The sequence below is a fragment of the Wenjunlia tyrosinilytica genome (genome assembly GCF_014646055.1).
GTDB lineage: Bacteria > Actinomycetota > Actinomycetes > Streptomycetales > Streptomycetaceae > Wenjunlia > Wenjunlia tyrosinilytica.
Genome location: NZ_BMMS01000004.1, coordinates 222125 through 247509, shown reverse-complemented (window position 1 = coordinate 247509; position 25385 = coordinate 222125). Strand labels below are relative to the sequence as shown.

At 72.1% G+C, this 25385-nt stretch carries 25 protein-coding genes; 22 read left to right on the top strand and 3 right to left on the bottom strand.

The genetic code is table 11. The features are described 5' to 3' along the window. Nucleotides 1-111 precede the first annotated feature (111 nt). From rpsM to IEY86_RS36230, 7 genes are all read left to right on the top strand, one after another. Nucleotides 112-492: a 30S ribosomal protein S13 gene (rpsM, locus tag IEY86_RS06530; RefSeq protein WP_189130554.1), complete on the top strand. Its 381-nt coding sequence runs from the start codon at nt 112-114 to the stop codon at nt 490-492. A gap of 66 nt (nt 493-558) precedes the next feature. Next, nucleotides 559-963, top strand: a complete 405-nt coding sequence (gene rpsK, locus IEY86_RS06525; protein ID WP_018382542.1) for a 30S ribosomal protein S11 — start codon at nt 559-561, stop codon at nt 961-963. Between the two features lie 26 nt (nt 964-989). Continuing rightward, nucleotides 990-1616, top strand: coding sequence for a 30S ribosomal protein S4 (gene rpsD, locus IEY86_RS06520; protein ID WP_189130553.1), 627 nt, complete (start codon nt 990-992; stop codon nt 1614-1616). Between the two features lie 102 nt (nt 1617-1718). Further along, complete coding sequence (locus IEY86_RS06515) at nt 1719-2741, top strand: DNA-directed RNA polymerase subunit alpha (RefSeq protein WP_189130552.1); 1023 nt, start codon at nt 1719-1721, stop codon at nt 2739-2741. Between the two features lie 150 nt (nt 2742-2891). Then, nucleotides 2892-3425, top strand: a complete 534-nt coding sequence (rplQ, locus tag IEY86_RS06510; protein ID WP_189130551.1) for a 50S ribosomal protein L17 — start codon at nt 2892-2894, stop codon at nt 3423-3425. Nucleotides 3426-3500: 75 nt separating this feature from the next. After that, the gene (gene truA / locus IEY86_RS06505) at nt 3501-4334 is read left to right on the top strand and encodes a tRNA pseudouridine(38-40) synthase TruA (RefSeq protein ID WP_189130550.1); all 834 of its coding nucleotides are present in this window, start codon (nt 3501-3503) and stop codon (nt 4332-4334) included. 97 nt (nt 4335-4431) lie between these two features. Then, a complete protein-coding gene (locus tag IEY86_RS36230) occupies nt 4432-6375 on the top strand; it encodes a serine/threonine-protein kinase (RefSeq protein ID WP_229698196.1) in 1944 nt (647 codons plus the stop codon). Nucleotides 6376-6403: 28 nt separating this feature from the next. Here IEY86_RS36230 and IEY86_RS06495 read toward each other — a convergent pair whose 3' ends face one another. Next, nucleotides 6404-7351, bottom strand: coding sequence for a hypothetical protein (locus tag IEY86_RS06495; protein ID WP_189130549.1), 948 nt, complete (start codon nt 7349-7351; stop codon nt 6404-6406). 99 nt (nt 7352-7450) lie between these two features. Here IEY86_RS06495 and IEY86_RS06490 point away from each other — a divergent pair, with 99 nt between their 5' ends. The 5 genes from IEY86_RS06490 (at nt 7451) to glmM (ending at nt 13204) form a co-directional block, all read left to right on the top strand. Next, entirely contained in the window at nt 7451-9070 is a 1620-nt protein-coding gene (locus tag IEY86_RS06490) for an ABC-F family ATP-binding cassette domain-containing protein (RefSeq protein ID WP_189130548.1), read from the top strand. A 123-nt stretch (nt 9071-9193) separates the two neighbouring features. Next, nucleotides 9194-10453, top strand: a complete 1260-nt coding sequence (locus tag IEY86_RS06485; RefSeq protein WP_229698195.1) for a glycosyltransferase family 87 protein — start codon at nt 9194-9196, stop codon at nt 10451-10453. 213 nt (nt 10454-10666) lie between these two features. Continuing rightward, the gene (rplM, locus tag IEY86_RS06480; RefSeq protein ID WP_189130546.1) at nt 10667-11110 is read left to right on the top strand and encodes a 50S ribosomal protein L13; all 444 of its coding nucleotides are present in this window, start codon (nt 10667-10669) and stop codon (nt 11108-11110) included. Nucleotides 11111-11152: 42 nt separating this feature from the next. Then, complete coding sequence (gene rpsI, locus IEY86_RS06475) at nt 11153-11647, top strand: 30S ribosomal protein S9 (RefSeq protein ID WP_189130545.1); 495 nt, start codon at nt 11153-11155, stop codon at nt 11645-11647. Nucleotides 11648-11836: 189 nt separating this feature from the next. Then, a complete protein-coding gene (glmM, locus tag IEY86_RS06470; protein ID WP_189130544.1) occupies nt 11837-13204 on the top strand; it encodes a phosphoglucosamine mutase in 1368 nt (455 codons plus the stop codon). Between the two features lie 94 nt (nt 13205-13298). On the opposite strand, the gene coaA is transcribed toward glmM, so the two are convergent. After that, the gene (gene coaA / locus IEY86_RS06465) at nt 13299-14276 is read right to left on the bottom strand and encodes a type I pantothenate kinase (RefSeq protein ID WP_189130543.1); all 978 of its coding nucleotides are present in this window, start codon (nt 14274-14276) and stop codon (nt 13299-13301) included. A gap of 210 nt (nt 14277-14486) precedes the next feature. Here coaA and IEY86_RS06460 point away from each other — a divergent pair, with 210 nt between their 5' ends. The 9 genes from IEY86_RS06460 to IEY86_RS37515 all read left to right on the top strand — a co-directional run bounded on the left by IEY86_RS06460 (nt 14487) and on the right by IEY86_RS37515 (nt 23901). Continuing rightward, nucleotides 14487-15494 (top strand): ATP-binding cassette domain-containing protein, encoded by a 1008-nt coding sequence (locus tag IEY86_RS06460; protein ID WP_189130542.1) that lies wholly within the window; start codon nt 14487-14489, stop codon nt 15492-15494. Next, the gene (locus tag IEY86_RS06455) at nt 15491-16309 is read left to right on the top strand and encodes an ABC transporter permease (protein ID WP_189130541.1); all 819 of its coding nucleotides are present in this window, start codon (nt 15491-15493) and stop codon (nt 16307-16309) included. The genes IEY86_RS06460 and IEY86_RS06455 overlap by 4 nt, the downstream gene beginning before the upstream one ends. 250 nt (nt 16310-16559) lie before the next feature. Continuing rightward, nucleotides 16560-18407, top strand: a complete 1848-nt coding sequence (glmS, locus tag IEY86_RS06450) for a glutamine--fructose-6-phosphate transaminase (isomerizing) (RefSeq protein ID WP_189130540.1) — start codon at nt 16560-16562, stop codon at nt 18405-18407. Between the two features lie 237 nt (nt 18408-18644). After that, the gene (locus IEY86_RS06445; RefSeq protein WP_189130539.1) at nt 18645-19013 is read left to right on the top strand and encodes a holo-ACP synthase; all 369 of its coding nucleotides are present in this window, start codon (nt 18645-18647) and stop codon (nt 19011-19013) included. Between the two features lie 22 nt (nt 19014-19035). Beyond that, entirely contained in the window at nt 19036-20487 is a 1452-nt protein-coding gene (locus IEY86_RS06440) for an NAD(P)H-hydrate dehydratase (RefSeq protein ID WP_189130538.1), read from the top strand. A gap of 55 nt (nt 20488-20542) precedes the next feature. Beyond that, nucleotides 20543-21748 (top strand): alanine racemase, encoded by a 1206-nt coding sequence (gene alr / locus IEY86_RS06435; RefSeq protein WP_373286963.1) that lies wholly within the window; start codon nt 20543-20545, stop codon nt 21746-21748. Then, a complete protein-coding gene (locus IEY86_RS06430; protein WP_229698194.1) occupies nt 21741-23036 on the top strand; it encodes an alpha/beta fold hydrolase in 1296 nt (431 codons plus the stop codon). Before alr ends, IEY86_RS06430 begins: the two co-directional genes overlap by 8 nt. A gap of 11 nt (nt 23037-23047) precedes the next feature. Next, a complete protein-coding gene (tsaE, locus tag IEY86_RS06425) occupies nt 23048-23590 on the top strand; it encodes a tRNA (adenosine(37)-N6)-threonylcarbamoyltransferase complex ATPase subunit type 1 TsaE (protein WP_189130535.1) in 543 nt (180 codons plus the stop codon). Between the two features lie 113 nt (nt 23591-23703). Next, nucleotides 23704-23901, top strand: a complete 198-nt coding sequence (locus IEY86_RS37515) for a hypothetical protein (protein WP_189130534.1) — start codon at nt 23704-23706, stop codon at nt 23899-23901. Nucleotides 23902-23997: 96 nt separating this feature from the next. Here the strand turns inward: IEY86_RS37515 and IEY86_RS06415 are convergent, their stop codons facing one another. After that, the gene (locus IEY86_RS06415) at nt 23998-24555 is read right to left on the bottom strand and encodes a hypothetical protein (protein ID WP_308425103.1); all 558 of its coding nucleotides are present in this window, start codon (nt 24553-24555) and stop codon (nt 23998-24000) included. 144 nt (nt 24556-24699) lie between these two features. Here IEY86_RS06415 and tsaB point away from each other — a divergent pair, with 144 nt between their 5' ends. Then, complete coding sequence (gene tsaB / locus IEY86_RS06410; RefSeq protein ID WP_189130532.1) at nt 24700-25359, top strand: tRNA (adenosine(37)-N6)-threonylcarbamoyltransferase complex dimerization subunit type 1 TsaB; 660 nt, start codon at nt 24700-24702, stop codon at nt 25357-25359. Nucleotides 25360-25385 lie beyond the last annotated feature (26 nt).

Sequence of the window (25385 nt, the reverse complement as noted above, 5' to 3'; positions counted from 1 at the left end):
CACCCGACCCCCCTCGGGACGACACCCCCGGTCGGAGGCCGGGGACCCGGAGGCAGGACCTCCGGGAACGGTGCTGCGGAAGACCTCCGAATAGCAACTGGAGCCACATAAATGGCACGCCTCGTTGGCGTTGACCTCCCGCGCGAGAAGCGCGTGGAGGTCGCTCTCACCTATGTCTTCGGCATCGGTCGTACCCGTGCCCAGGAGACGCTCAAGAACACCGGCGTGAACCCGGACGTCCGCGTCCGCGACCTGGCCGAGGAAGACCTCGTCAAGCTCCGCGACTGGGTGGAGGCGAACTACAAGACCGAGGGTGACCTCCGCCGCGAGATCCAGGCGGACATCCGCCGCAAGGTGGAGATCGGCTGCTACGAGGGTCTGCGCCACCGCCGCGGCCTTCCGGTCCGCGGCCAGCGCACCCACACGAACGCCCGCACCCGCAAGGGCCCGCGTCGCGCCATCGCCGGTAAGAAGAAGCCGGGCAAGAAGTAGTCCTCAGCTTCACGACCCAGCGGTCCGAAGCCGTAGGACCGATCACCTCACAGGAGTTCTCACCACATGCCTCCGAAGAGCCGTCAGGCCGGCGCCAAGAAGGTGCGCCGCAAGGAGAAGAAGAACGTCGCCCACGGGCACGCTCACATCAAGAGCACGTTCAACAACACCATCGTTTCGATCACCGACCCCTCGGGCAACGTGATCTCCTGGGCCTCTGCCGGCCACGTCGGCTTCAAGGGCTCGCGCAAGTCGACCCCGTTCGCCGCGCAGATGGCCGCCGAGTCGGCCGCCCGTCGCGCGCAGGAGCACGGCATGCGCAAGGTCGACGTCTTCGTCAAGGGTCCCGGCTCCGGCCGTGAGACCGCGATCCGCTCCCTCCAGGCCACCGGCCTCGAGGTGGGTTCGATCCAGGACGTCACCCCGACCCCGCACAACGGCTGCCGCCCGCCGAAGCGCCGCCGCGTCTGACCAGCTGAAGTAGGAGAAACGAGACAATGGCGCGTTACACCGGGGCCGACTGCAAGCGTTGCCGTCGGGAGAAGCAGAAGCTCTTCCTCAAGGGGAGCAAGTGCGAGAGCGCAAAGTGCCCGATCGAGATCCGTCCTTACCCCCCGGGTGAGCACGGGCGCGGGCGCACCAAGGACAGCGAGTACCTGCTTCAGAAGCGTGAGAAGCAGAAGTGCGCTCGTATCTACGGTGTCCTTGAGAAGCAGTTCCGCGGTTACTACGAGGAAGCCAACCGCAAGCAGGGCAAGACTGGCGAGAACCTGCTGCGCATCCTCGAGACCCGCCTCGACAACGTGGTCTACCGGGCCGGCTTCGCCAAGTCCCGCGACCACGCCCGTCAGCTGGTCCGCCACGGCCACATCGAGGTCAACGGCCGCAAGACGGATATCCCGTCGGCTCGCGTCAGCGAGAACGACATCGTCCAGGTCCGCAAGGACTCGCTCGAGCTGACCCCGTTCGTGGTGGCCCGTGCCGAGGCCGGCGAGCGGACCGTTCCGGCGTGGCTCGAGGTCATCCCGTCGAAGATGAGGGTGCTCGTGCACGCTCTGCCCCAGCGCCAGGTGATCGACACCCAGGTGCAGGAGCAGCTGATTGTGGAGCTCTACTCCAAGTAAGAGCTCTGAAAACGGGCGGTTCGGTGTGTTTTCCGCCGAACCGCCCGTACCCTTGAAGCCTCGGCGTCAAATAGCGGGCGCCGAAGACTGGAGGACATCCCCATGCTCATCGCTCAGCGGCCGACGCTGACCGAAGAGGTCGTCGACGAATTCCGCTCCCGGTTCGTGATCGAGCCGCTGGAGCCGGGCTTCGGCTACACCCTCGGCAACTCCCTGCGTCGTACCCTGCTCTCCTCGATCCCCGGTGCCGCGGTCACCAGCATCCGGGTCGACGGCGTCCTGCACGAGTTCACCACCGTGCCGGGCGTCAAGGAGGACGTCACCGACGTCATCCTCAACATCAAGCAGCTCGTCGTCTCCTCGGAGCACGACGAGCCGGTCGTGATGTACCTGCGCAAGCAGGGCCCGGGCCTGGTCACCGCCGCGGACATCGCTCCGCCGGCCGGTGTCGAGGTGCACAACCCGGAGCTGGTCCTCGCCACGCTGAACGGCAAGGGCAAGCTGGAGATGGAGCTGACCGTCGAGCGCGGCCGCGGCTACGTCTCCGCCGTGCAGAACAAGCAGTCGGGCCAGGAGATCGGCCGGATCCCGGTCGACTCGATCTACAGCCCGGTGCTCAAGGTCACCTACAAGGTGGAAGCCACCCGCGTCGAGCAGCGCACCGACTTCGACAAGCTGATCGTCGACGTCGAGACCAAGCAGGCCATGCGTCCGCGTGACGCCATGGCTTCGGCCGGCAAGACCCTCGTCGAGCTGTTCGGCCTCGCCCGCGAGCTGAACGTCGACGCCGAGGGCATCGACATGGGCCCGTCCCCGACGGACGCCGCCCTCGCCGCCGACCTGGCGCTGCCGATCGAGGAGCTGGAGCTCACCGTCCGCTCCTACAACTGCCTCAAGCGCGAGGGCATCCACTCCGTGGGTGAGCTCGTGGCGCGTTCCGAGGCCGATCTGCTCGACATCCGCAACTTCGGTGCGAAGTCGATCGACGAGGTCAAGGCGAAGCTGGCCGGCATGGGCCTGGCGCTCAAGGACAGCCCGCCCGGATTCGACCCGACCGCCGCCGCCGACGCCTTCGGCGCCGACGACGACGCCGACTCGGGCTTCGTGGAGACCGAGCAGTACTGAGCGACACCCGCAGTACCGAGCCGTGAGGCTCGTCGGAGCCGTGGGGCCGGTGTCCCGCGGCTCCGCCACGGACTTCGGTGGGGCAACACCGCCCCACCGAACTGACACCGGTACCTGATACGGCCGGTGCAGACATGGAGGAGAAACACCATGCCGAAGCCCACCAAGGGCGCCCGTCTGGGCGGCAGCGCAGCGCACGAGCGTCTCATGCTGCGCAACCTGGCCACCGCTCTCTTCGAGCACGGCCGCATCACCACGACCGAGGCCAAGGCCCGCCGCCTGCGTCCGTTCGCCGAGCGCCTGGTCACCAAGGCCAAGCGCGGCGACCTGCACGCGCGTCGCCAGGTGCACGAGGTCATCGGCGACAAGAGCGTCGTGCACACCCTCTTCGCGGAGATCGGTCCTCGCTTCGAGAACCGTCCGGGCGGCTACACCCGCATCACCAAGATCGGTCCCCGTCGTGGCGACAACGCCCCGATGGCCGTGATCGAGCTGGTCGAGGCGCTGACCGTCCAGCAGACCGCGGTGGGCGAGGCCGAGGGCGCCACCAAGCGCGCGGCCAAGGAGTCGGCTGCCAAGGAGTCGGCCAAGGCCGAGGCCGGCGACAAGGCTCTCGAGGGTCTCGGGAAGACCGACGAGACCGAGGCCGCCGAGGCTCCGGCCGAGGAGTCCAAGGACGCCTGACGCGTCCGAGGTTTCGGTGACGGACCCGCTCTTCCCCAGGGGAGAGCGGGTCCGTCCGCGTATGTGGGAGTGCGAGTGGGCGAGGTACGGGTCCGGCTGGACCTGAGTTACGACGGCCGGGACTTCTCGGGCTGGGCCAAGCAGCGCGAGCGGCGCACGGTGCAGGGGGAGCTGGAGTCGGCGATCCGGACCGTGCTGCGGCTGCCCGAGCCGGTGGAGCTGACCGTGGCGGGCCGTACCGACGCGGGGGTGCACGCGCGCGGGCAGGTGGCGCACGTGGACCTCGACGAGCGGGTGTGGCAGGAGCACGGGGGGAAGCTGCTGCGGCGGCTCGCAGGGCGGCTGCCGCACGACGTCCGGGTGTGGCGGGTGACCCGTGCGCCGGAGGGCTTCGACGCCCGTTTCTCGGCGATCTGGCGGCGGTACGCCTACCGGGTCGGCGACCACCCCGGCGGGGTCGATCCGCTGCTGAGGGGCTTTGTGCTCTGGCACGACCGCCCGCTGGACGTGGACCTGATGAACGAGGCCGCGGCCAAGCTGCTGGGCGAGCACGACTTCGCGGCGTACTGCAAGAAGCGTGAGGGCGCCACGACGATCCGCACGCTCCAGAGGCTGGAGTGGGAGCGCGCCCCTGAGGGGCTGGCGGTGGCGACCGTCCGCGCCGACGCCTTCTGCCACAACATGGTGCGGGCACTGGTGGGCTCGATGCTCCTGGTGGGCGACGGACACCGTCCGGTGGACTTCCCGGCCGAGGTGCTGGCGGGGCGGGTGCGGCACTCGGCGGTCAATGTGGTGCGCCCGCACGGGCTGACCCTGGAGGAGGTCGGCTACCCGGCGGACGAGCTGCTGGCGGCGCGGAACCTGGAGGCACGCAGCAAGCGGTCGCTGCCCGTCGTGGGGGGCTGCTGAGCCCGGGCCCGCAGGGCGCGGGAGAACATCCGGTTTGCCCTGTCCACGGGGTCCGCGGCCGATAGCCTGATGACGACATCGCCGCAAGGGGGGCCCGGTGGAGTCTTTGAAAGCCCTGGAGCCGGGCGATCCGGCACAGGTGGGGCAGTATCGGATCGTCGCCCGCCTCGGTGCGGGCGGTATGGGGCGGGTGTATCTCGGCAGGTCGCGCGGTGGTCGCGCCTTCGCCGTCAAGGTGGTGCGGCCCGAGCTGGCCGAGGACCGCGAGTTCCGGCAGCGCTTCGCGCGTGAGGTGGCGGCCGCCCGGCGGGTGAACGGTGTGTTCACGGCCGGGGTGGTCGACGCGGACCCGGAGGGCTCACCGCCATGGCTGGCGACGGCCTACGTGCCCGGGGTCTCGCTGGATGTCGCCGTGGCCGAGCACGGCGCCTGGCCCCAGGCGCCCATCACCGCGCTGGCCGCCGGGCTCGCCGAGGCCCTGGAGGCGATCCACGCCGCCGACCTGGTCCACCGCGACCTCAAGCCGTCCAACATCCTGCTCGCCGCCGACGGCCCCCGCGTCATCGACTTCGGCATCTCCGTCGCCAACGAGGCCAGCGCGCTCACCCGCACCGGTGTGGTGGTCGGTACGCCGGGCTTCATGTCGCCCGAGCAGCTCACGGGCGAGCCGGTGGGACCGCCGAGCGACATCTTCTCCCTCGGCTCGGTGCTCGCGTTCACCGCTTCGGGGACGGGGCCCTTCGGGACGGGCTCGGCGCAGGGACTGATGTTCCGGATCGTGTACAACGAGCCGGACCTGCGGGCCGTGCCGGAGCGGCTGCGCCCGATGGTCGCGCACTGCCTCGCGAAGAGGCCGCAGGACCGGCCGGGGCTGGGAGAGATCCTCAATGAGCTGGCCGAGACGGTGGGCGCCGAGCAGCCGACCCTCGCCTTCGCGGGCTCGGCGTGGCTGCCGCCCGCGGTCGCGGGGACGGTGAGGGAGCGCACCGAGGACTCACCTCATCAGGCCGCTCAGGATCCCCAGAACCTCCCCGAGGCCCAGAACCTCACGGAGTCCCGGACGCTCCCGGAGCCCCAGATGCCCCAGGGCCCCTGGAGGCCCCAGGAGCCCCGTGGGGACGCTGCGCCCACGACCGCACCGCTCGGCCACGACGCGAAGCTCTCCGCGCCCATGCCGCCCATGCCGCCCATGGCTCCCCCTCCCGCGGTACCGAGCACACCCCCGCCCGGAGCGCCGTACGTCTCCCCGCCGGGGGCGACCTCCGGCTTCGGCCCCCCGCCGCTGGTCCCGGAGACTCCGCCTCCGGGGGGACCCGGGTACACCGCCATCGGTGCGGATGCGCCCCCCAACCCGTACGCGCACCCGCACATCCCCCCGGACTCCCGCGGCGGGCGCGGGGCGGGCGCGGCGAAGTGGATCGTCGCCGCGGCGGCCGTGCTCGCCATCGCGTTCCTGGCCTGGTTCCTGCCGCACCAGCTCAGGGCGGACTCGGCTGCCTCATCCCGTTCGTCCGCCTCGCCGTCCACGGACCACGGCAGCCCGGCCGCCGGCCCCTCCGGCTCCGAGAGCGCCTACGAGAGCCCGTCCAGTTCCTCGGAGCCGAGCCCTCCGGTGTCCGAGAGCCCCTCGTACAGCGCGGAGCCGAGCTCTTCCGTGGACGAGGCCTCAGCGAGCGCAGACCAGCGCTCGGGATCGACCGCGGAGCCCGTGCTGGGCACCTGGCGGGGCAGCTACATCTGCAACCAGGGCGTCACCGGGCTGGTGCTCACCATCAAGGACGCGGGCGACGGCGATGTGGACGCCGTCTTCAGCTTCTATCCCGCACCGTCGAATCCCGGGGTGCCCCGAGGCTCGTTCGCCATGACCGGTTCCTTCGACGGGAGCTCGCTGGAGCTGACCGGCGACCACTGGATCAGCCAGCCGCCGGGCTACCTCATGGTGGACCTGTCGGCCCGATACGACTCCGGTACTCCCAGTCATCTCGACGGCTCCGTGACGGGCCCCAGCTGCACCAGCTTCTCCGTGGACCGCACATCCTGACGCTTCTCCCGCGGGCCGGGGAGCGCGGTCAGCGGGCCGCCGCGTCCCTGCCCCGCTGGACGATGCGGTCGAAGGCGAAGGTGCCGGCGTCCCGCCCGGCCTGCTTGGCGGCCCTGTCGCCGCCCGAGGCGGCGCCGCCGTCCGCGGGACCGGCGATGGTGAAGTAGGCGTAGCGGCCCACGGCGTTGCTGGTGCGCCAGCAGGCGACCGGACGGCAGAAGGTGCCGACGCCGCCGCCGGACATCGCCGCGATATTGCCCGTCGCCTGCTTGCGCGCCCGGCTCGCCGCCTTGGCGTCGTCGAAGACGGCGACGCCGACGGTCACCGCCTTGCCGTCGCGTACGTAGGTGGCCCGAAGGACCTGGTGGCAGCCGTTGCGGGCGAGCACGGAGCCGAGGCCGCCCTGTGTGACGCTCGCGCAGTTCTTGGTGGTGCTGGTGGTGGCCCTGGTGTAGGAGCGGTCATCGATGCTCATGCGCTTGTCGGGGAAGAGGGTGCCCGGCGTGAGCGGCGCGGTGTCCTTCCCGGCGCTGGAGATGAATGCCAGCGGGTCCGGCGCCGGCGGCCGGCTCACCGCGGGGAAGTCGGGCGCGGACGGGCCCGGGTCCGGCGGCAGCGCGGAGGCGGAGGGCAGATCGGCTGCGGGGTCGTGCGAGGAGTGCGAGCCGCTGCGGCTGATGGCGACGGCCACGATCCCGGCCACGGCGGCCGCGGCCAGCGCGCCCCCGCCGATCATGAACAGCCTGCGCCTGCGGGTCCCGCGGGCGGTGGCGGCGGCGAGGGCGTCCCAGTCGGGCTCGCCGGGGTTGCGCGGAGCCGGAACACCGGGCTGCCCCGCGGGCGGCCAGGGGCTGTGCGGCTGGCCGCCCTGCCGCCCGTCCTGCCCCCCGTCCTGCCGACCGTCGCCCGGTCCGGATCCCGGTCCAGGCCCTGGTCCCCGTCCCGGTCCTGATCCCGCTCCCCACCCGTCGCTCATGCCGGAATCCTAGGGCCTGCCCCCGTCCCGCCCCGGCTCCGGCCGCCTGTTGGGAAAACCGGTTGGGCGGGCGTGCGGACGGGGGAAGAATCCCTGCCCATGGGACACCTCGAGGCTGCGCACTTGGAGTACTACCTGCCGGACGGGCGGGTGCTGTTCTCGGATGCCTCCTTCCGGGTGGGGGAGGGCGCGGCGGTCGCCCTGGTCGGGGCCAACGGGGCGGGGAAGACCACCCTGCTGCGGATGATCGCGGGGGAGCTGGAACCGCACGGCGGCTCGGTCGTCGTCAGCGGCGGCCTCGGGGTGATGCCGCAGTTCGTCGGTTCGGTCCGCGACGACACCACCGTGCGCGATCTGCTGGTGTCGGTGGCCCGTCCGGGGCTGCGGACGGCGGCCAGGGCGGTCGACGAGGCGGAGCTGGCGATCATGGCGCGCGACGACGAGCCCGCGCAGCTCGACTACGCGCAGGCGCTCAGCGACTGGGCGGAGGTCGGCGGCTACGACGCCGAGACCGTCTGGGACATGTGCACGATGGCCGCGCTCGGCGCTCCCTACGAGCGGGTGCAGTGGCGCGAGGTCTCGACGCTGTCCGGGGGCGAGCAGAAGCGGCTCGTCCTGGAGGCCCTGCTGCGCGGACCGGAGGAGGTGCTCCTGCTCGACGAGCCGGACAACTACCTGGACGTGCCCGGCAAGCGCTGGCTGGAGGAGCAGTTGCGGCAGACCCCGAAGACCGTGCTGTTCGTCTCCCACGACCGGGAACTGCTCGCCCGCGCCGCCGAGAAGGTCGTCAGTGTCGAGCCGGGCCCCGCGGGGTCGGACGTCTGGGTGCACGGCGCGGGCTTCGCCACGTTCCACGAGGCGCGCAAGGAGCGCTTCGCGCGGTTCGAGGAGCTGCGCCGCCGCTGGGACGAGCAGCACGCCAAACTCCAGCAGCTGGTGAGTACGCTCAAGCAGAAGGCGAAGTACAACGACGGCATGGCCAGTCGCTGCCAGGCGGCGCAGACACGGCTGCGCAGGTTCGAGGAGGCGGGCCCTCCCCAGGAGCCCCCGCGCGAGCAGAACATCACGATGCGGCTGCGGGGCGGCCGCACCGGGGTACGGGCGGTCACCTGCGAGCGCCTGGAGCTGACCGGTCTGATGAAGCCGTTCGACCTGGAGGTCTTCTACGGCGAGCGGGTGGCGGTGCTGGGCTCCAACGGCTCGGGGAAGTCGCACTTCCTGCGGTTGCTCGCGGGCGGCCCGGTGGCGCACACCGGTCTCTGGAAGCTGGGCGCGCGGGTGGTGCCGGGCCACTTCGCCCAGACTCACACGCATCCGGAGCTGGTCGGGCGCGCGCTGGTCGACATCCTGTGGACCGAGCACGCCAAGGACCGGGGCGGGGCGATGAGCGTGCTGCGCCGCTACGAGCTGGAGCGGCAGGGCGACCAGCCCTTCGACCGGCTCTCGGGCGGCCAGCAGGCCCGTTTCCAGATCCTCCTGCTGGAGCTGGACGGGGCGACGGCGCTCCTGCTCGACGAGCCCACGGACAACCTCGACCTGGAGAGCGCCGAGGCGCTGCAGGAGGGGCTGGAGGCGTACCAGGGCACGGTGCTGGCGGTCACGCACGACCGGTGGTTCGCCCGCTCCTTCGACCGCTTCCTGGTCTTCGGGCAGGACGGGGTGGTGCGGGAGGCGACGGAGCCGGTGTGGGACGAGGCCCGCGTGGCGCGGGAGCGGTAGAACGCCCGCGTTGGCGTGTGGTCCCGGAGCGGTGGAGCCCGCCCGCTTACGATCCCGTTCATGCAGCGGAACAATTCAGGCATTGCTGGCAAAGTGGATGGGGGGGCGGGGATCGGGGCCTGGTTGTGCTCCCCCGCCTCCCGGACCGCCAGGGCCGCGGCCGTCTTCATGCTCCTGCTGTCGGTGTCGGTCGCGGTCAGCGGCACGCGGCCCGGCATGGACAACTACTTCGTGGTCAAGGCCGCCAGGACCCTGATGGAGGGCGGGTCCCCCTACGCGGACAAGCGGTTCCTCTATCTTCCGAGCAGTGTCTTCGCCGCCGTCCCCGAAGCGCTGATGCCCGAGCGGGCGGTGCTGTGGGGGGCGCCGTTCGCGGCCACCGCCCTGGTGATGTTCGGCTGGTGGTGCTCGCTGCGGATCTTCTCGGTCTCCCCGGGCAGTCGGCTGGCCGTGCTGGGGGTGGCCGCCCTGGTCTACTTCGCGCCGTTCCGCGATGTGGTGGGCCTGGCCAACTGGACCGCGTTCTCCGTCGCCGCCATGCCGTTCGCGCTGTTGATGGCGCTGCGCTCGCGCTGGACCGCGGCGGGCGCCGTGGTGGGCGTGGCCATCGCCTTCAAGCCGATGCTCGTACCGTTCGCCCTGATCCTGCTGTTCGCCCGGCGGCCGAGGGCCTTCGCGCTCGCGGCGGCGATCCCGGCGGTGGCCTCGCTGCTGGCGGCGCTGGCGATGCCGCGTCCGACGCTGTTCATCACCAAGACCCTGCCCTTCCTCTTCCAGGGCCAGGACAACTACGCCCGACCCTTCGACGGCTCCCTGTCCACGGTGCTGCCCAGGCTGGGACTGCCGCAGGGCCCGGCCATGTGCGCCGCCGGGGCGCTCGCGCTGGCCGGTCTGTATGTCGCGTGGATGCGCTGGCGGCGGGGAGGGGACGAGCGGCTGCGGCTGGTGGAGACCGGCTCGATGATCATGCTCTCGGTGTTCCTCGTCTCCCGGCCGTCCTTCCTCCACTACGTGCTCGTCGTGCTCCTGCCGCTGCTCGCCTCGATGCCGGTGCGCGGCTCGGCGGCGCGCTCCCCGTGGTTCTGGTTCGCGCTGATTCCGCAGGTGCACGCGTTCGTCTGGCCCTATCTGGCCACTCAGGAGCGCCGGGCGTTCAAGGACGCCTGGATGTTCTGCGCCCTGGCCGCCGTGGTGGCGCACAGGTGCGTGGCGGCCGGGCGGGCGGCGGTCCCCGAGCGGGAGGCGGGGCAGGGATCGGAGCACGGCGCCGGGCGGCGCGTGGGGAAGGCGGTGGCGGAGGGAGTGGGACCGTGCGGCCGGACGGGTGGGGAACCCGCCGCCGCACCGGCGGGCCTGCGCGAAGGAGCGGCTGGAACGCCGTAAAATCTGCCCGGTCGTTCCGGGGCTCCGGCAGCGCGTTTTGACCCTGGCCGCCCCAGACCGGTATTCTGCGAGTTCGTTGTGCGTATTGGCTTGCTCGTTCTCACGTGAGAAGTCACTACGCCGGACCATCCGGGCACTGATCGGTTAGGCCGATTGTTCACGTCCGGGCGGTCCTGTCAGGACCCACTCACTGAAGAAGCGAAGGCTACGACCGTGCGCACGTACAGCCCTAAGCCCGGCGATGTCCAGCGTCAGTGGCACGTAATCGACGCGACCGACGTCGTGCTCGGCCGACTGGCCTCCCAGGCCGCGTCTCTGCTCCGGGGCAAGCACAAGCCGGTGTACGCGCCGCATGTCGACACTGGTGACTTCGTCATCATCATCAACGCCGACAAGGTGCACCTCTCCGGCAACAAGCGGACCCAGAAGATGGCCTACCGCCACTCCGGCTACCCGGGTGGTCTGCGCTCCGTCCGCTACGACGAGCTGCTGGACAAGAACCCCGAGAGGGCCGTGGAGAAGGCCATCAAGGGCATGCTCCCCAAGAACACCCTGGGTCGCCAGATGCTGTCCAAGCTGAAGGTGTACTCCGGCTCCGAGCACCCGCACGCTGCCCAGCAGCCGGTGCCGTTCGAGATCACTCAGGTCGCGCAGTAGTCCCGGCCACACCCCTGACGAGAAGAAATCTGAGGAGCATTCGTGGCCGAGACCACCGCTGAGGCCCCCCTCGAGGTCGAGGAGACCGTTGAGGCGCAGGACCAGGAGAACTACACGTCCGAGTCGCTCGCCGGCCGCTTCGGTGAAGCGATCCCGGGCGCCGGCACCGGCCGCCGCAAGGAGGCGATCGCCCGTGTGCGCATCGTCCCCGGCACCGGCCAGTGGAAGATCAACGGTCGCACCCTTGAGGAGTACTTCCCCAACAAGGTGCACCAGCAGGCCGTCAACGAGCCCTTCAAGATCCTTGAGCTCGACGGCAAGTACGACGTCTTCGTCCGCATCAGCGGCGGCGGCATCTCCGGCCAGGCCTACGCGCTGCGCCTCGGTGTCGCCCGTTCGCTGAACGAGGCCGACCCCGACAACAACCGCGGCCCGCTCAAGAAGGCCGGCTTCCTCACCCGGGACGCCCGCGCCGTCGAGCGCAAGAAGGCAGGTCTGAAGAAGGCCCGCAAGGCGCCGCAGTACAGCAAGCGCTAAACAGGCCTCCCTATCGGGATCGGCGTGGCCGCTGGTCTCCCGGTCCGGATACGGAACCTACGAACGCCTCGGAGGCACGAACCTGTGCCTCCGAGGCGTTTGTCTTTTTATCGGGGAAACTAGGGCCAGCAGGTCACGTCGGGACTGTCATCTGCCGTCCGTTTCTCTCGCACTCTCGGAGGAATCACTGTGGGACGACTCTTCGGCACGGACGGCGTGCGCGGCGTCGCCAACCGGGACCTGACCGCCGAGCTCGCGCTCGGCCTGTCGGTGGCGGCGGCGCATGTGCTGGCGGACGCCGGCGCCTTCGAGGGCCATCGACCGGTGGCGGTGGTGGGGCGTGATCCCCGTGCTTCGGGTGAGTTCCTGGAGGCCGCCGTGGTCGCCGGACTCGCCAGCGCAGGCGTGGACGTCCTGCGCGTCGGTGTGCTGCCCACTCCGGCGGTGGCGTATCTCACCGGCGCGCTGGGCGCCGACCTCGGCGTGATGCTCTCCGCCAGCCACAACCCGATGCCCGACAACGGGATCAAGTTCCTCGCCCGCGGCGGCCACAAGCTGGCCGACGAGATCGAGGACGCCATCGAGGCGCACTACGACCGCTACGGCGGCGCCGGTGACGCCGACTGGGACCGCCCGACCGGCGCGGGCGTCGGCCGGGTCACCGACTACGGCGAGGGCTTCGACCAGTACGTCGCCCACCTCGTCGCGGTGCTGCCCAACCGCCTCGACGGGCTCAAGGTCGTCATCGACGGCGCGCACGGAGCGGCGGCCCGGGTCTCCCCGGAGGCATTCACCCGCGCGGGCGCCGAGGTGATCACCATCGGCGCCGACCCGGACGGCCTCAACATCAACGACGGCTACGGCTCCACGCACCTCGGCAGGCTTCAGGCGGCCGTGGTCGAGTGCGGCGCCGACCTCGGCGTGGCGCACGACGGCGACGCCGACCGCTGCCTGGCCGTGGACGCCGAGGGCACCGAGATCGACGGCGACCAGATCCTCGCGGTCCTCGCCGTCGCCATGCGGGACGCCGGGACGCTGCGCGAGAACACCGTCGTGGCCACTGTCATGTCCAACCTCGGCTTCAAGCTGGCGCTCGAGCGCGAGGGCATCCGCCTGATCCAGACCTCGGTCGGCGACCGCTATGTGCTGGAGCAGATGAAGAGCGGCGGCTACGCCCTCGGCGGCGAGCAGTCCGGGCACGTCATCCTGCTCGACCACGCCACCACCGGCGACGGCGCGCTCACCGGCCTGATGCTCGCCGCGCGGCTCGCGGCGACCAAGCAGCCGCTGTCCGAGCTCGCCGCGGTGATGACCCGGCTCCCGCAGGTGCTCATCAACGTGCCCGACGTCGACAAGTCACGGGTCTCCAGCTCCGCGGAGCTGGCCGCGGCCGTCGGCGAGGCCGAGCGTGAGCTCGGCGCCACCGGCCGGGTCCTGCTGCGCTCGTCCGGGACGGAGCCGCTGGTGCGCGTCATGGTCGAGGCCGCCGACACCGACCAGGCGCATGCCGTGGCCGGACGCCTGGCCGACGTGGTCAAACGGGTCCTGGGCAACTGACCGCCCCCGGCTGCTGAACCCTTTCTTCGGACGCCCGCCCTGTCCCTGCGGGGCGGGCGTCCGCCATTCGCGCCGCGGCCGGGCGAGCGGGAGGTCAGAGCTTGCGCAGGCTCAGGCGCTGGACCTTGTGGTCGCCGCCCTTGCGCAGGATCAAGGTGGAGCGGCCACGGGTCGGCAGGACGTTCTCCAGCAGGTTGGGCTTGTTGACGGTGCGCCAGATCATGGTGCCGTAGTCCATCGCCTCCTCCTCGCAGACCTGGGTGTAGCGGTGGAAGTACGAGTGCGGGTCCTGGAACGCGGTCTGACGCAGCTTGCGGAATCGGCTGAGGTACCAGTGCTCGATGTCGTCGGTGCGCGCGTCCACGTAGACGCTGAAGTCGAAGAAGTCGGCGACGGCGACCCGGGTGCGGCCGTCCTTGCCGGGAAGGGCCGGCTGAAGGACGTTCAGCCCCTCGACGATCAGGATGTCCGGGCGGCGCACGGTCTGGGTGGCACCGGGCACGATGTCGTAGGTGAGGTGGGAGTACACGGGCGCTGAGACCGCTTCCTTGCCCGCCTTGACGTCGGCGACGAAACGCGTCAGCGCCCGCCGGTCGTAGGACTCGGGGAAGCCCTTGTACGACATCAGGCCGCGCCGCTCCAGCTCCGCCTTGGGAAAGAGGAAGCCGTCCGTGGTGATCAGCTCCACGCGCGGGTGCTCGGGCCAGCGGGCGAGCAGCGCCTGGAGGATGCGCGCGGTCGTGGACTTGCCGACGGCCACGCTGCCCGCGACCCCGATGACGAACGGGGTGCCCGACTGCGGGCCGTGGCCGTTGCGGGTGTCGCCGAGGAAGGTGTTGAGGGCGCCGCGCAGGCCGTTGGTGGCGGCCACGTAGAGGTTCAGCAGGCGGGACAGCGGCAGGTAGACGTCGACGACCTCGTCCAGGTCCACCACGTCGCCGAGGCCGCGCAGCCGCTCGACCTCCTCGGCGGTCAGCGGCAGCGGGGTCTTGTCCCGCAGCGCGCTCCATTCGGCGCGGGACAGGTCCACGTAGGGACTGGACGTCGTCGTAGTCGCGATCACAGCGTCCATTGTGGGCACAGGTGCTCTATTCACGGTCGGCGGGGCGGCGCGACGAGGCACGCGCGGGTGGCGGGAATGGCCGGGGCGGGTGGCGGGAAATAGCTCGCCGGGCACCGGCCAGGGCGCTGTCAGCCGGTTGTGGACGGGCTGTCAGTGGTGCCTGGCATGGTGGTCGGTGGGCGCGGGGGCGTCCGCACACCGAGAGGCAAGGGACGGCTCATGACCTACGCGATCCAGGCTGAAGGCCTGGTCAAGCGGTTCAAGGAGACCGAGGCGCTCGCCGGGGTCGATCTGGTCGCGCGCACCGGCACGGTACTGGGCGTGCTGGGTCCCAACGGTGCCGGGAAGACCACGGCCGTGCGGATCCTGGCCACGCTGCTGCGGCCCGACGGGGGCAGGGCGCTCGTCGGCGGCCACGACGTGGTGCGCGAGGCGGGCCTGGTGCGGGCCGAAGTCGGCCTGACGGGGCAGTACGCAGCGGTGGACGAGATGCTCACCGGCTACGAGAACCTGCTGATGATCGGCCGCCTGCTGGGGCTGCCCAGGAGCGAGGCGAAGGCGCGGGCCGCCGAGCTGCTGGAGAGCTTCCGCCTGAGCCACGCGGGCGGGCGCGCCGCCAAGACGTTCTCCGGCGGTATGCGGCGCCGCCTCGATCTGGCGGCCAGCCTGGTGGGACGGCCGAGGATCCTCTTCCTCGACGAGCCGACCACGGGCCTGGACCCGCACAGCCGCGGGGAGCTGTGGGAGATCGTGCGGGGCCTGGTCGGCGACGGGGTCACCGTCCTGCTGACCACGCAGTATCTGGAGGAGGCGGACCAGCTCGCCGACGACATCGTGGTGATCGACAAGGGCCGGGTCATCGCCGACGGCACTCCGGACGAGCTGAAGTCCCAGGTGGGCGGCCAGGTGCTCCAGGTCAGGCCGCTCTCGCCGGAGGATCTGGCGAGGACGCACGCACTGATGGCGGAGGCCGCCGGTCCCGGGGCCAAGATCGAGGGCGGTGTGGTGACCGCCCCGGTGAACGATCCGGCGATGATGCCCGCGATCGTGCGCAGGCTCGATCAGGAAGGTGTGGCCGTGGGGGAGCTGGCGCTGCGCCGCTCCAGCCTCGACGAGGTGTTCCTGGCACTGACCGGGCGCCGGGCCGAGGAGACGGACGGGACCGGCGAGCAGGCCGGTGACCCGGCGGACGAGCGGGACTTCGAGAAGGTGGGGATGTCGGCATGAGCGCGGCGACCGCGACCGTGGCCGCTCCGTCGATGGCCAAGAGCGGGCGAGTGCGCCCGGCGGCCGCGCTGGAGCAGACCGCCACGATGGCCTGGCGGAATCTGGTGCAGATCAAGCACAACCCGATGGAGCTGATCGACCTCAGCGTCCAGCCGGTGATGTTCGTGATCCTGTTCACCTATGTCTTCGGCGGCCAGATGGCCGGGTCCCCGAAGGAGTACCTGCAGTACGCGCTGGCCGGCCTGATCGTGCAGAACGCGCTGTTCGGCACGCTGAGTACGGGCATCGGGCTGAACACCGACCTGACCAAGGGCGTCTTCGACCGGCTGCGGAGCCTGCCCATCGCCCGGATAGCGCCCCTGCTGGGGCGGGTGGTCGCCGACACGATCAAGCAGGTGTGGTCGCTCGCGCTGATGTTCGGCCTCGGTGTGCTGCTCGGCTTCCGCTTCCACACGAGCGTCGGCAGCGTTCTGGCGGGAGTGGGGCTCCTGCTGTTGTTCACCCTGTCGATGGCGTGGATGGCGGTGCTGATCGGCATGGTGGCGAGCGACCCGGAGAAGGTGCAGGTCTTCGCGTTCACCACGATGATGCCGCTCACCTTCACCAGCAGCGCCTTCGTGCGCGAGGACACGATGCCGGGCTGGCTGCAGGCATGGGTGAAGGTGAACCCGGTCTCCCATCTGTCGGACGCCTTCCGCGGTCTGACGACGGGCGGCGAGGTGGCCTCACCGGTGCTGTGGACCCTCGTCTGGGCGGCGGGCATAGCCGCGGTCTTCGCCCCTCTGGCGATGCGGGCGTACCGCGCGAGGTCCTGACACGCGGATGGCGGTTGGGCAGGGGCCGTCGGCGCCGCGCGGATCGAGGAGCGCGCGGCACCGGCGCCCCGGCGTGAGCCATGTCATAGGCGCCCCGCACCTCGAGGACGGAGGTCCCGCCGTCCGCGGTGAGCCTTGACCTTGCGCCGGGGACATCCGGCGCACGGTCGTCCTCCGGTGGGGGCGGGTCCGGCGGGACGAGCGGCCGGGGTGGGACGGACGGAGCCGAGAGGCACTTAAGCTGGCACGCATGTGCGGAATCGTTGGATACGTGGGCGGGCAGTCGGCCCTGGACGTTGTCATCGCCGGGCTCAAGCGCCTGGAGTACCGGGGCTACGACTCGGCCGGGGTGGCGGTGCTCGCCGACGGCGGGCTGGCCGCGGACAAGAAGGCCGGGAAGCTGGCCAATCTGGAGAAGGCCCTCGCGGACCACCCCCTGCCGACCGGCCACACCGGCATCGGGCACACCCGCTGGGCCACCCACGGCGGTCCTACGGACGCCAACGCCCACCCCCACCTGGACAACGCGGGCCGGGTCGCCGTCGTCCACAACGGCATCATCGAGAACTTCGCGGCCCTGCGTGCCGAGCTGTCCGAGCGCGGCCACACACTCGTCTCGGAGACCGACACCGAGGTCGTCACCCATCTGCTGGCCGAGCAGTTCTCTCAGGTCCCCGACCTCGCCGAGGCGATGCGGCAGGTGTGCCGGCGCCTCGACGGGGCGTTCACGCTGGTCGCCGTGCACGCGGACGCGCCCGATGTGGTGGTGGGCGCCCGCCGCAACTCCCCGCTGGTGGTCGGCGTCGGTGACGGCGAGAACTTCCTGGCGTCCGACGTGGCCGCGTTCATCGCGCACACCCGCGAGGCCGTAGAGCTGGGCCAGGACCAGGTGGTGGAGCTGCGCCGCGAGGGCGTGACCGTCACCGACTTCGACGGCAACCCCGCCGAGGTCCGCGAGTACCACGTCGACTGGGACGCCTCGGCCGCCGAGAAGGGCGGCTACGACTACTTCATGCTCAAGGAGATCGCCGAGCAGCCCAAGGCGGTCGCCGACACCCTCCTGGGCCGCATCGACGCCTCGGGGCGGCTGACGCTGGACGAGGTGCGCATCCCCGAACCGGCCCTTCGCGAGATCGACAAGATCGTGATCGTCGCCTGCGGCACGGCGTTCCACGCGGGCATGATCGCCAAGTACGCGATCGAGCACTGGACGCGGGTGCCGTGCGAGGTGGAGCTGGCGAGCGAGTTCCGCTACCGGGACCCGATCCTGGACCCGCGCACACTCGTCGTGGCGATCTCGCAGTCCGGCGAGACCATGGACACGCTGATGGCGCTGCGCCACGCCCGCGAGCAGGGCTCGAAGGTGCTGGCGATCTGCAACACCAATGGCTCCACCATCCCCCGTGAGTCCGACGCGGTGCTCTACACGCACGCGGGCCCCGAGGTCGCCGTCGCGTCCACGAAGGCGTTCCTGACGCAGCTCGTCGCCTGCTACCTCGTGGCGCTCTACCTGGGCCAGGTGCGCGGCACCAAGTGGGGCGACGAGATCTACGCGGTCATCCGCGAGCTGTCCGACATCTCCAAGCAGGTCGAGCAGGTCCTGGACACGATGGAGCCGGTGCGCGAGCTGGCCCGGTCGCTGAAGGACAAGAACACCGTCCTGTTCCTGGGCCGCCACGTCGGCTACCCGGTGGCGCTGGAGGGCGCGCTCAAGCTCAAGGAACTGGCGTACATGCACGCCGAGGGCTTCGCCGCGGGCGAGCTCAAGCACGGCCCCATCGCGCTGATCGAGGAGGACCTCCCGGTCGTCGTGGTGGTGCCGTCCCCGCGCGGCCGCTCGGTCCTGCACGACAAGATCGTCTCCAATATCCAGGAGATCAGGGCCCGTGGCGCCCGGACGATCGTGATCGCCGAGGAGGGCGACCAGACGGTCGTGCCGTACGCCGACCACCTCATCTCGATCCCGGCGACCCCGACACTCCTCCAGCCGCTGGTGGCCACGGTCCCGTTGCAGGTCTTCGCATGCGAGCTGGCAACGGCCCGCGGCAACGAGGTCGACCAGCCCCGCAACCTGGCGAAGTCCGTCACCGTCGAATAGGCGCCCAACGGGCCCGAGGCCCGACCGGTTTCGCGCCGGCCGCGTCCGCGTCGACCGGCGCGGAGCCGAGCCGACGCGGAGCCGGTCGGCCGGGCGCATGACTAGGAAGCGCCGTCCGCCCCTGCGGGCGGGTCATCGCGGCAGCCGCCACCGCGGCTGCCGGACCGCACGATCCCTGAACCGCACGATCCCTGAACCGCACGATCCCTGAACCGCACGATCCCTGAGAGGCACCGCGTGATCATCGGCGTCGGTATCGACGTGGCGGAGGTCGACCGCTTCGAGGAGTCGCTCAAGCGCACCCCCGGCATGGCCGCCAGGCTCTTCACCCGTTCCGAGCTCTACCTCCCCAGCGGTGAGCGCCGCGGCGTCGCCTCTCTGGCGGCCCGTTTCGCGGCCAAGGAAGCGTTGGCCAAGGCTTTGGGGGCGCCCGTCGGCCTGCGCTGGACCGACGCCGAGGTCGTCACCGAGAACTCCGGCCGCCCCCGGCTGGAGGTCACCGGCACGGTGGCCGACGCCGCCGCCGAACTCGGCGTCCAGGGCTGGCATGTGTCGCTCAGTCACGACGCGGGCGTCGCTTCCGCCGTCGTGATCGCGGAGGGCTGAGGCGCGCCCTACGCTTGAGGGCATGCGCAGAGCCCACGCCGTCGAGGATGTCAGGGCCGCCGAGGCCGAGCTCATGGCCCGGCTGCCGGAAGGCGCGCTGATGCAGCGGGCGGCCGCCGGGCTCGCCGCCACCTGCGCCGACCTGCTCGGCCATGTCTACGGATCGCGCGTCGTCCTGCTCGTCGGCAGCGGCGACAACGGCGGTGACGCCCTGTACGCCGGGGCGCGGCTCGCCCGGCGCGGCGCCGGGGTCACCGCCGTCCTGCTCTCTCCCGAACGGGTCCATGGGCCGGGCCTGGTCGCGCTGCGTGCCGCCGGCGGCCGCGCCACCGGCGACCGGGCCAGCGGGGAGCGCCTGATCCAGCAGGCCGACCTCGTCCTGGACGGCATCGTGGGCATCGGCGGCAAGGGCGGCCTGCGGGAGAACGCCGCCGCTCTAACCCGCGCGGCGCGGGCATGCGGTGTCCTCACGGTCGCCGTCGACCTGCCCAGCGGTATCGACCCCGACACCGGCGAGGTGCGCGGCGCCGCAGTCCGCGCGGACGTCACCGTGACCTTCGGCACCCACAAGCCCGGTCTCCTCATCGATCCCGGTGCGCACCACGCCGGCACGGTCAGGCTCGTCGAGATCGGCATCGGCCCCGGCCCTCCCGCCGTCGAGGCCCTCCAGCACGCCGATGTGGCCGCCCTGCTGCCGGTGCCCGCGCCGGAGAGCGACAAGTACCGGCGAGGAGTCGTCGGCGTCGTGGCCGGCTCCGCCCGCTACCCGGGGGCGGCCGTCCTGGCAGTGGCGGGCGCCCTGCGCGGGGGAGCGGGCGCCGTCCGGTATGTCGGCCCCGCCGCCGACGACGTCGTACGGCGCTTCCCCGAGACGCTCGTGCACACCGGCCCGCCCTCGAAGGCCGGCCGGGTGCAGGCCTGGGTGGTCGGCCCAGGACTCGGCGACACCCCCGAGGCGCACCAGGCGGTTCAGGACGTGCTGCGCTCGGGCGTCCCGGTCCTGGTCGACGCCGACGGCCTCGCCCTGCTCAAGAGCCTGCTCGCCTCCGGCTCCGCCGAGCCCGCCGGGCCCCTCCTGCTGACTCCGCACGCCGGGGAGGCGGCGGTCCTGCTCGACACCTCCCGCGAACTGGTCGAGGCGTCGCGGCTGGAGCATGTGCGGCGCCTGGCCGAGCGGTACCGGGCGACCGCCCTGCTCAAGGGCTCGACGACCCTGGTGGCGCACACCGGTGCCCCCGTGCGGGTCAACTCCACCGGCACCGGCTGGCTGGGCACGGCGGGCAGCGGTGATGTGCTGTCGGGGCTCGCCGGGTCGCTGCTGGCGGGCGGTCTGGAGCCGCGCGACGCCGGTTCCGTCGCCGCCTACCTGCATGGTCTGGCCGGGCGGCTGGCCGCGGGGCCCACGGGCTCGCCGATCACCGCGCCGGACATCGCCGAGGCCCTTCCCGCGGTGTGGATCGACGTCCGGTCGTGAGTCGTCTCCCACCCCGGTCGGCGCTCTTGAGACACTGGCCGGGATGGAAACTGCGATGCGAGTGCAAGCGACGGTCGACCTGGCCGCGGTCCGGGCCAATGTGCGGGCCCTGAGAGCCCGTGCCCGGGGCGCCGCCGTCATGGCCGTGGTCAAGGCCGACGGCTACGGACACGGCGCGCTCGCCTGCGCCCGCGCGGCCAAGCGGGCGGGCGCCGCATGGCTGGCCGCGGCCACCCCGCACGAGGCGCTGGCCCTGCGCGCCGCCGGGCTTCCCGGCCCGGTGCTGTGCTGGCTGTGGACGCCCGGCGACCCCTGGGCCGAGGCGGTCTCGGCGGACATCGACATCTCGGTCAGCGGTGAATGGGCGCTGCGCGAGGCGGTCGCGGCGGCGAGGACGACCGGCCGCACCGCCAGGATCCAGCTCAAGGCCGACACCGGGCTCGGCCGCAACGGCTGCCAGCCCGCCGACTGGGCGGCGCTGGTGTCCGCGGCGCGGGCCGCCGAGGCCGAGGGCCTGGCCGACGTCACCGGTCTGTGGTCGCATTTCGCCTGTGCCGACGAGCCGGGCCACCCGTCGATCGCGACGCAGCTGTCGGCCTTCCACGAGGCGCTGAAGATCGCCGAGGTCGCCGGGATCCGGCCCGAGGTGCGTCACATGGCCAACTCGCCGGCCACCCTGACCCTGCCCGAGTCCCATTTCGACCTCGTCCGCCCTGGGCTGGCGGTCTACGGGCTCTCCCCGGTGCCGCAGGTCGGCGGCCCCGCGGACTTCGGGCTGCGCCCGGCGATGACGCTGTCCGCGCGGCTGGCGGGCGTCAAGCGGGTTCCGGCCGGGCACGGCGTCTCGTACGGCCACACCTACACCACGCCCGGCGAGACCACCCTGGCGCTCGTTCCGGCCGGTTACGGAGACGGCATCCCCCGGCATGCGTCGGGGACCGGCCCGGTGCTCGTCGCGGGCAAGTGGCGCACGGTGGCCGGGCGGGTGGCCATGGACCAGTTCGTGGTGGACCTCGGGGGCGATGCGGCGCACGCCGGTGACGAGGCCGTGCTGTTCGGCCCCGGCGACCGCGGGGAGCCGACCGCCGAGGACTGGGCGGCGGCCTGCGGGAGCATCGTCTACGAGATCGTCACCCGCGTCGGCGCCCGAGTTCCGCGCGTCCACGTCAATGCGGTCGATGAAGTCGATGCGGTCAACGCGGTCGACGAAGTCGATGCTGTCGATGAAGTCGAGGGGGCCGGAGGTGTCGGCGGTGCCTGACGGGGAAGCCGCCCGAACGGCGGAGGCGCTGGTGGAGGCCGCGAAAGCCGCCACGTCGGACGCCGGGCGCTGGGGCCGGGCCGGGAAGAACGCGGGGGTGCTCGGGTTGGCCGTCGGGGTCGTCGCCGCGGGCGCGGCAGCGGGTGTGGCCGTCGAACGGCTGACGGTCGGCCGCACCATCCGCCGCAACGCACAGCTCGCGCTGGACGCCGCGGACCCGTTCGGCGCCCTGCGCGGTGAACCGGGAACGGCCGTGGCCGAGGACGGCACCGAGCTGTACTACGAGATCGACGACGTGGAGCCGGCCGACCCGAAGGTGCCCCAGCAGCGCCGCGGCTGGCGGGTGCGGCGCCGTTCCAAGGGCTCGGCCGCTCGGCCCCCGCTGACCGTGGTGTTCTGCCACGGCTACACGCTCAACCAGGACGCCTTCCACTTCCAGCGCGAACTCCTGCGCGGGCGGGTCAGGGCCGTCTACTGGGACCAGCGCAGCCATGGCCGGTCCGAGCGCGGCAAGGCGCAGTTGGAGGGGGTGCCCGCCACGATCGACCAGCTCGGCCGGGACCTGAAGGCCGTCGTGGACGCCGCCGCGCCGCAGGGACCGCTGGTCCTGGTGGGGCACTCGATGGGCGGGATGACCGTGATGGCGTTCGCCGACCAGTTCCCCGAGACCGTGCGCGAACGGGTGGCGGGGGTCGCCTTCATCGGCACCACCGCGGGCAGTTGGGGCACGGTCACGTTCGGCCTGCCGTCGGTCGGCGCCAAGGCGCTGCACAAGGTGGCACCGGGTGTGCTTCGGGTGCTGGGCCGCCAGGTGGACCTGGTGGAGCGGGGGCGGCGGACGGTCGCCGATGTCCTGGCGGGGCTGATCAAGCGCTACTCGTTCGGCGGACCGGACGTGGACCCGGCGGTGGCGCGTTTCGCCGAGCGGATGATCGAGGCCACACCGATCGACGTGGTCGCGGAGCTCTACCCGGCGATCACCGCCCATGAGAAGACCGAGGCGCTCGACCACATCCGCGGGGTGCCCGCGCTCGTTCTCGCCGGAACCAAGGACCTGCTGACCCCGGCCGAGCACAGCTCCGCCATCGCCGCGAAACTGCCGCTGGCCGACCTGGTCGTCCTGCCCGACACCGGGCACCTGGTCATGCTGGAGCGCCCCGAGGTGGTCAACGCCCACCTGTGCGGCCTGCTCGCCCGGGCGGCGGACGCGGTGGGGGCCTGCCTCCCGGACACCGTGCGCGCCCTCGGCGAGGCCGCCGCGCGAACCGAACCCGCGGTGGGGCTCTAGCATCGGTAGGCATGGAAGACACCGCATTGGAGCCCTGCGCGGGGCCCGTCCCGATGGTCACGGCCACCGTGGCCACCGCCGAGCGGATGCGTGAGCTCGGAAGGGGGCTCGCCGCACTGCTGCGCCCCGGGGACCTGGTGCTGCTCTCGGGCGAGCTGGGCGCGGGCAAGACCACGCTGACCAGGGGGCTCGGCGAGGGCCTGGGGGTGCGGGGGGCGGTCACGTCCCCCACGTTCGTCATCGCGCGGGTGCACCCGTCGACGGTGGGCGGGCCTCCTCTGGTGCACGTCGACGCCTACCGGCTGGGGGGCGGCCTGGACGAGATGGAGGACCTGGACCTCGATGTCTCGCTGCCGGAGTCGGTGGTCGTCGTGGAGTGGGGCGAGGGCAAGGTCGAGGACCTGTCGGAGGAGCGCCTCCAGGTCGTGATCGAGCGGGCCGTCGGGGTGACGGAGCCGGCGGACGGCGACGACGATGTGCGCCGGGTGACGCTGACCGGCGTGGGGCGGCGGTGGGTGGAGCAGGACTTCTCGGGGCTGCTCGAAGGGCACTAGGGACACGTTCCGACGCGGTGTCGGCAAGATGTTGCGCGCGGCACCCCCGGCATGGTCAGATGGAAGTCCTGGTTAGGGGTGCCTAACCATGTCTGCGTCTGCCAGGAGGCGTCATGTCCGCCGAGAGCACACCGGACGCGTCCGGCGCCGAGGCGACCCCGTCGGTGCGAGCACTACTGGCCGCCCGAGCCGCCGCCGAAGCGGTCTCCACCCCACCTCCCGCCCCGGAGGCCCCCGCCGAAGCACCCGCCCAAGCCGCCGACGAAACCGCCGACGAAGCCGCCCACGGCGAAAGCCGGGACGCCGCCTAACCCGTTCGGGGGAATTCCCGCCCGGGCGGACAGGCGGGTGCCAACGCGTCCCCGCCGCGCCCGGCACGCCGAATCCGCCGCCTTGGGCCGCCGCCCCTACGGCACCACCACGACCTTGACGCCGATGCCCGCGAAGCGCCACATCGCTTCGCCGTCCGGCCTGGCCTGTCTGATGCCGCCCGTGCGGCGGGCCTCGGTCCTGGGCGGCTTCGGGTCGCCCACCGCCGCGCTGAAGCCGATCACCGTTTCACCCAGGACGGCGAAGCGCACCACGTGTTCCACCGGGACGCCGTCCGAGCCCACCGCGGTGTTCGAGCGGGTGCGCACCGCGTACTCGCCGGGGATCGGGTCCACCGTGCCCGGCTTCACCCGGAAGGTGCGGGCGACCTCGGCGCCCTCCCTGACCAGCCAGACCCGCCGGGCGGAGATGCCGTACACCACGCGGGGGCCCGTGCCCGAGGCGTCGGGGAGGGCGGGGTGGCTCTCGGCGGGGCGGCCGGGCCGCTTCATGGCCTCCGCGGGCGGAGCGCTCACCGATCCCGGCAGGGCCCCCGCGGACGGCCCCGCCGCGCTGTCCGACGCCTGCGCGGCCAGCACCCACAGGAGGCCGAGCGCCCCCGCCGTGATCCAGCCCACCGCGGCCCCGGAACTCATCCTTGCCACCCCGGGCCTCCCGTTGACCGCCGCCGGATGTTCGGTGCGACAGATGTCGCCTTTGTTCTCAATGCTCCTTATCGTGCCACTCGTCACGCGCCACAGCGGTGAGCGCCGCCATCGGAGAGCCGTAGGCTTGTCGGCGTGCTGCTGCTCGCTTTCGACACCTCCACCCCCGCCGTCACCGCCGCCCTGCACGACGGGGAGGACGTCGTCGCGGAATCGACCGAGGTGGACGCGCGCCGCCACGGCGAGCTGCTCCTGCCCGCCGTCGACCGGGTGCTGGCCGAGGCGGGAACCCGGCTCGACCGGGTGACCGACCTCGTCGTCGGGGTCGGACCCGGCCCCTACACGGGGCTGCGCGTGGGACTGGTGACCGCCCTGTCGTTCGGCGACGCGCTCGGCCTGCCCGTCCACGGCCTGTGCAGCCTCGACGGGATCGCCCATGCCACCGGCCGCGAGGGCCCGTTCACCGTGGCCACCGACGCCCGCCGCAAAGAGGTCTACTGGGCGCGCTACGACAACGCGACGACACGGGTCGGCGAGCCCTGCGTGGACCGGCCGGACGACATCGCCGACCAGGTCGCCGGACTGCCCGCCGCCGGCGCAGGAGCCCTGCTCTACCCCGAGACGTTCCCCGAGGTGATCGAGGGTGCCCCCGAGCACCCGTCGGCCGCCGCCCTCGCCCGCCTGGCCGCCGTGCGGCTGGCGGCGGGTGGGGAGTTGCTGCCCCCGCGCCCGCTCTACCTGCGCCGGCCCGACGCCAAGGTCCCGGCCGGCTACAAGGCGGTCCTGCCGCGGTGACCGCCCCGTCCGCCTCCTCCGCCCCG

Excerpts from the sequence above, each read along its gene's own strand:
- rpsM (WP_189130554.1), top strand. The coding sequence starts at position 112 with ATGGCACGCCTCGTTGGCGTTGACCTCCCGCGCGAGAAGCGCGTGGAG.
- rpsK (WP_018382542.1), top strand. The coding sequence starts at position 559 with ATGCCTCCGAAGAGCCGTCAGGCCGGCGCCAAGAAGGTGCGCCGCAAG.
- rpsD (WP_189130553.1), top strand. The coding sequence starts at position 990 with ATGGCGCGTTACACCGGGGCCGACTGCAAGCGTTGCCGTCGGGAGAAG.
- IEY86_RS06515 (WP_189130552.1), top strand. The coding sequence starts at position 1,719 with ATGCTCATCGCTCAGCGGCCGACGCTGACCGAAGAGGTCGTCGACGAA.
- rplQ (WP_189130551.1), top strand. The coding sequence starts at position 2,892 with ATGCCGAAGCCCACCAAGGGCGCCCGTCTGGGCGGCAGCGCAGCGCAC.
- IEY86_RS06495 (WP_189130549.1), bottom strand. The coding sequence starts at position 7,351 with ATGAGCGACGGGTGGGGAGCGGGATCAGGACCGGGACGGGGACCAGGG.
- IEY86_RS06490 (WP_189130548.1), top strand. The coding sequence starts at position 7,451 with ATGGGACACCTCGAGGCTGCGCACTTGGAGTACTACCTGCCGGACGGG.
- coaA (WP_189130543.1), bottom strand. The coding sequence starts at position 14,276 with ATGGACGCTGTGATCGCGACTACGACGACGTCCAGTCCCTACGTGGAC.
- IEY86_RS06460 (WP_189130542.1), top strand. The coding sequence starts at position 14,487 with ATGACCTACGCGATCCAGGCTGAAGGCCTGGTCAAGCGGTTCAAGGAG.
- IEY86_RS06455 (WP_189130541.1), top strand. The coding sequence starts at position 15,491 with ATGAGCGCGGCGACCGCGACCGTGGCCGCTCCGTCGATGGCCAAGAGC.
- glmS (WP_189130540.1), top strand. The coding sequence starts at position 16,560 with ATGTGCGGAATCGTTGGATACGTGGGCGGGCAGTCGGCCCTGGACGTT.
- IEY86_RS06440 (WP_189130538.1), top strand. The coding sequence starts at position 19,036 with ATGCGCAGAGCCCACGCCGTCGAGGATGTCAGGGCCGCCGAGGCCGAG.
- alr (WP_373286963.1), top strand. The coding sequence starts at position 20,543 with ATGCGAGTGCAAGCGACGGTCGACCTGGCCGCGGTCCGGGCCAATGTG.
- tsaE (WP_189130535.1), top strand. The coding sequence starts at position 23,048 with ATGGAAGACACCGCATTGGAGCCCTGCGCGGGGCCCGTCCCGATGGTC.
- IEY86_RS37515 (WP_189130534.1), top strand. The coding sequence starts at position 23,704 with ATGTCCGCCGAGAGCACACCGGACGCGTCCGGCGCCGAGGCGACCCCG.
- IEY86_RS06415 (WP_308425103.1), bottom strand. The coding sequence starts at position 24,555 with ATGAGTTCCGGGGCCGCGGTGGGCTGGATCACGGCGGGGGCGCTCGGC.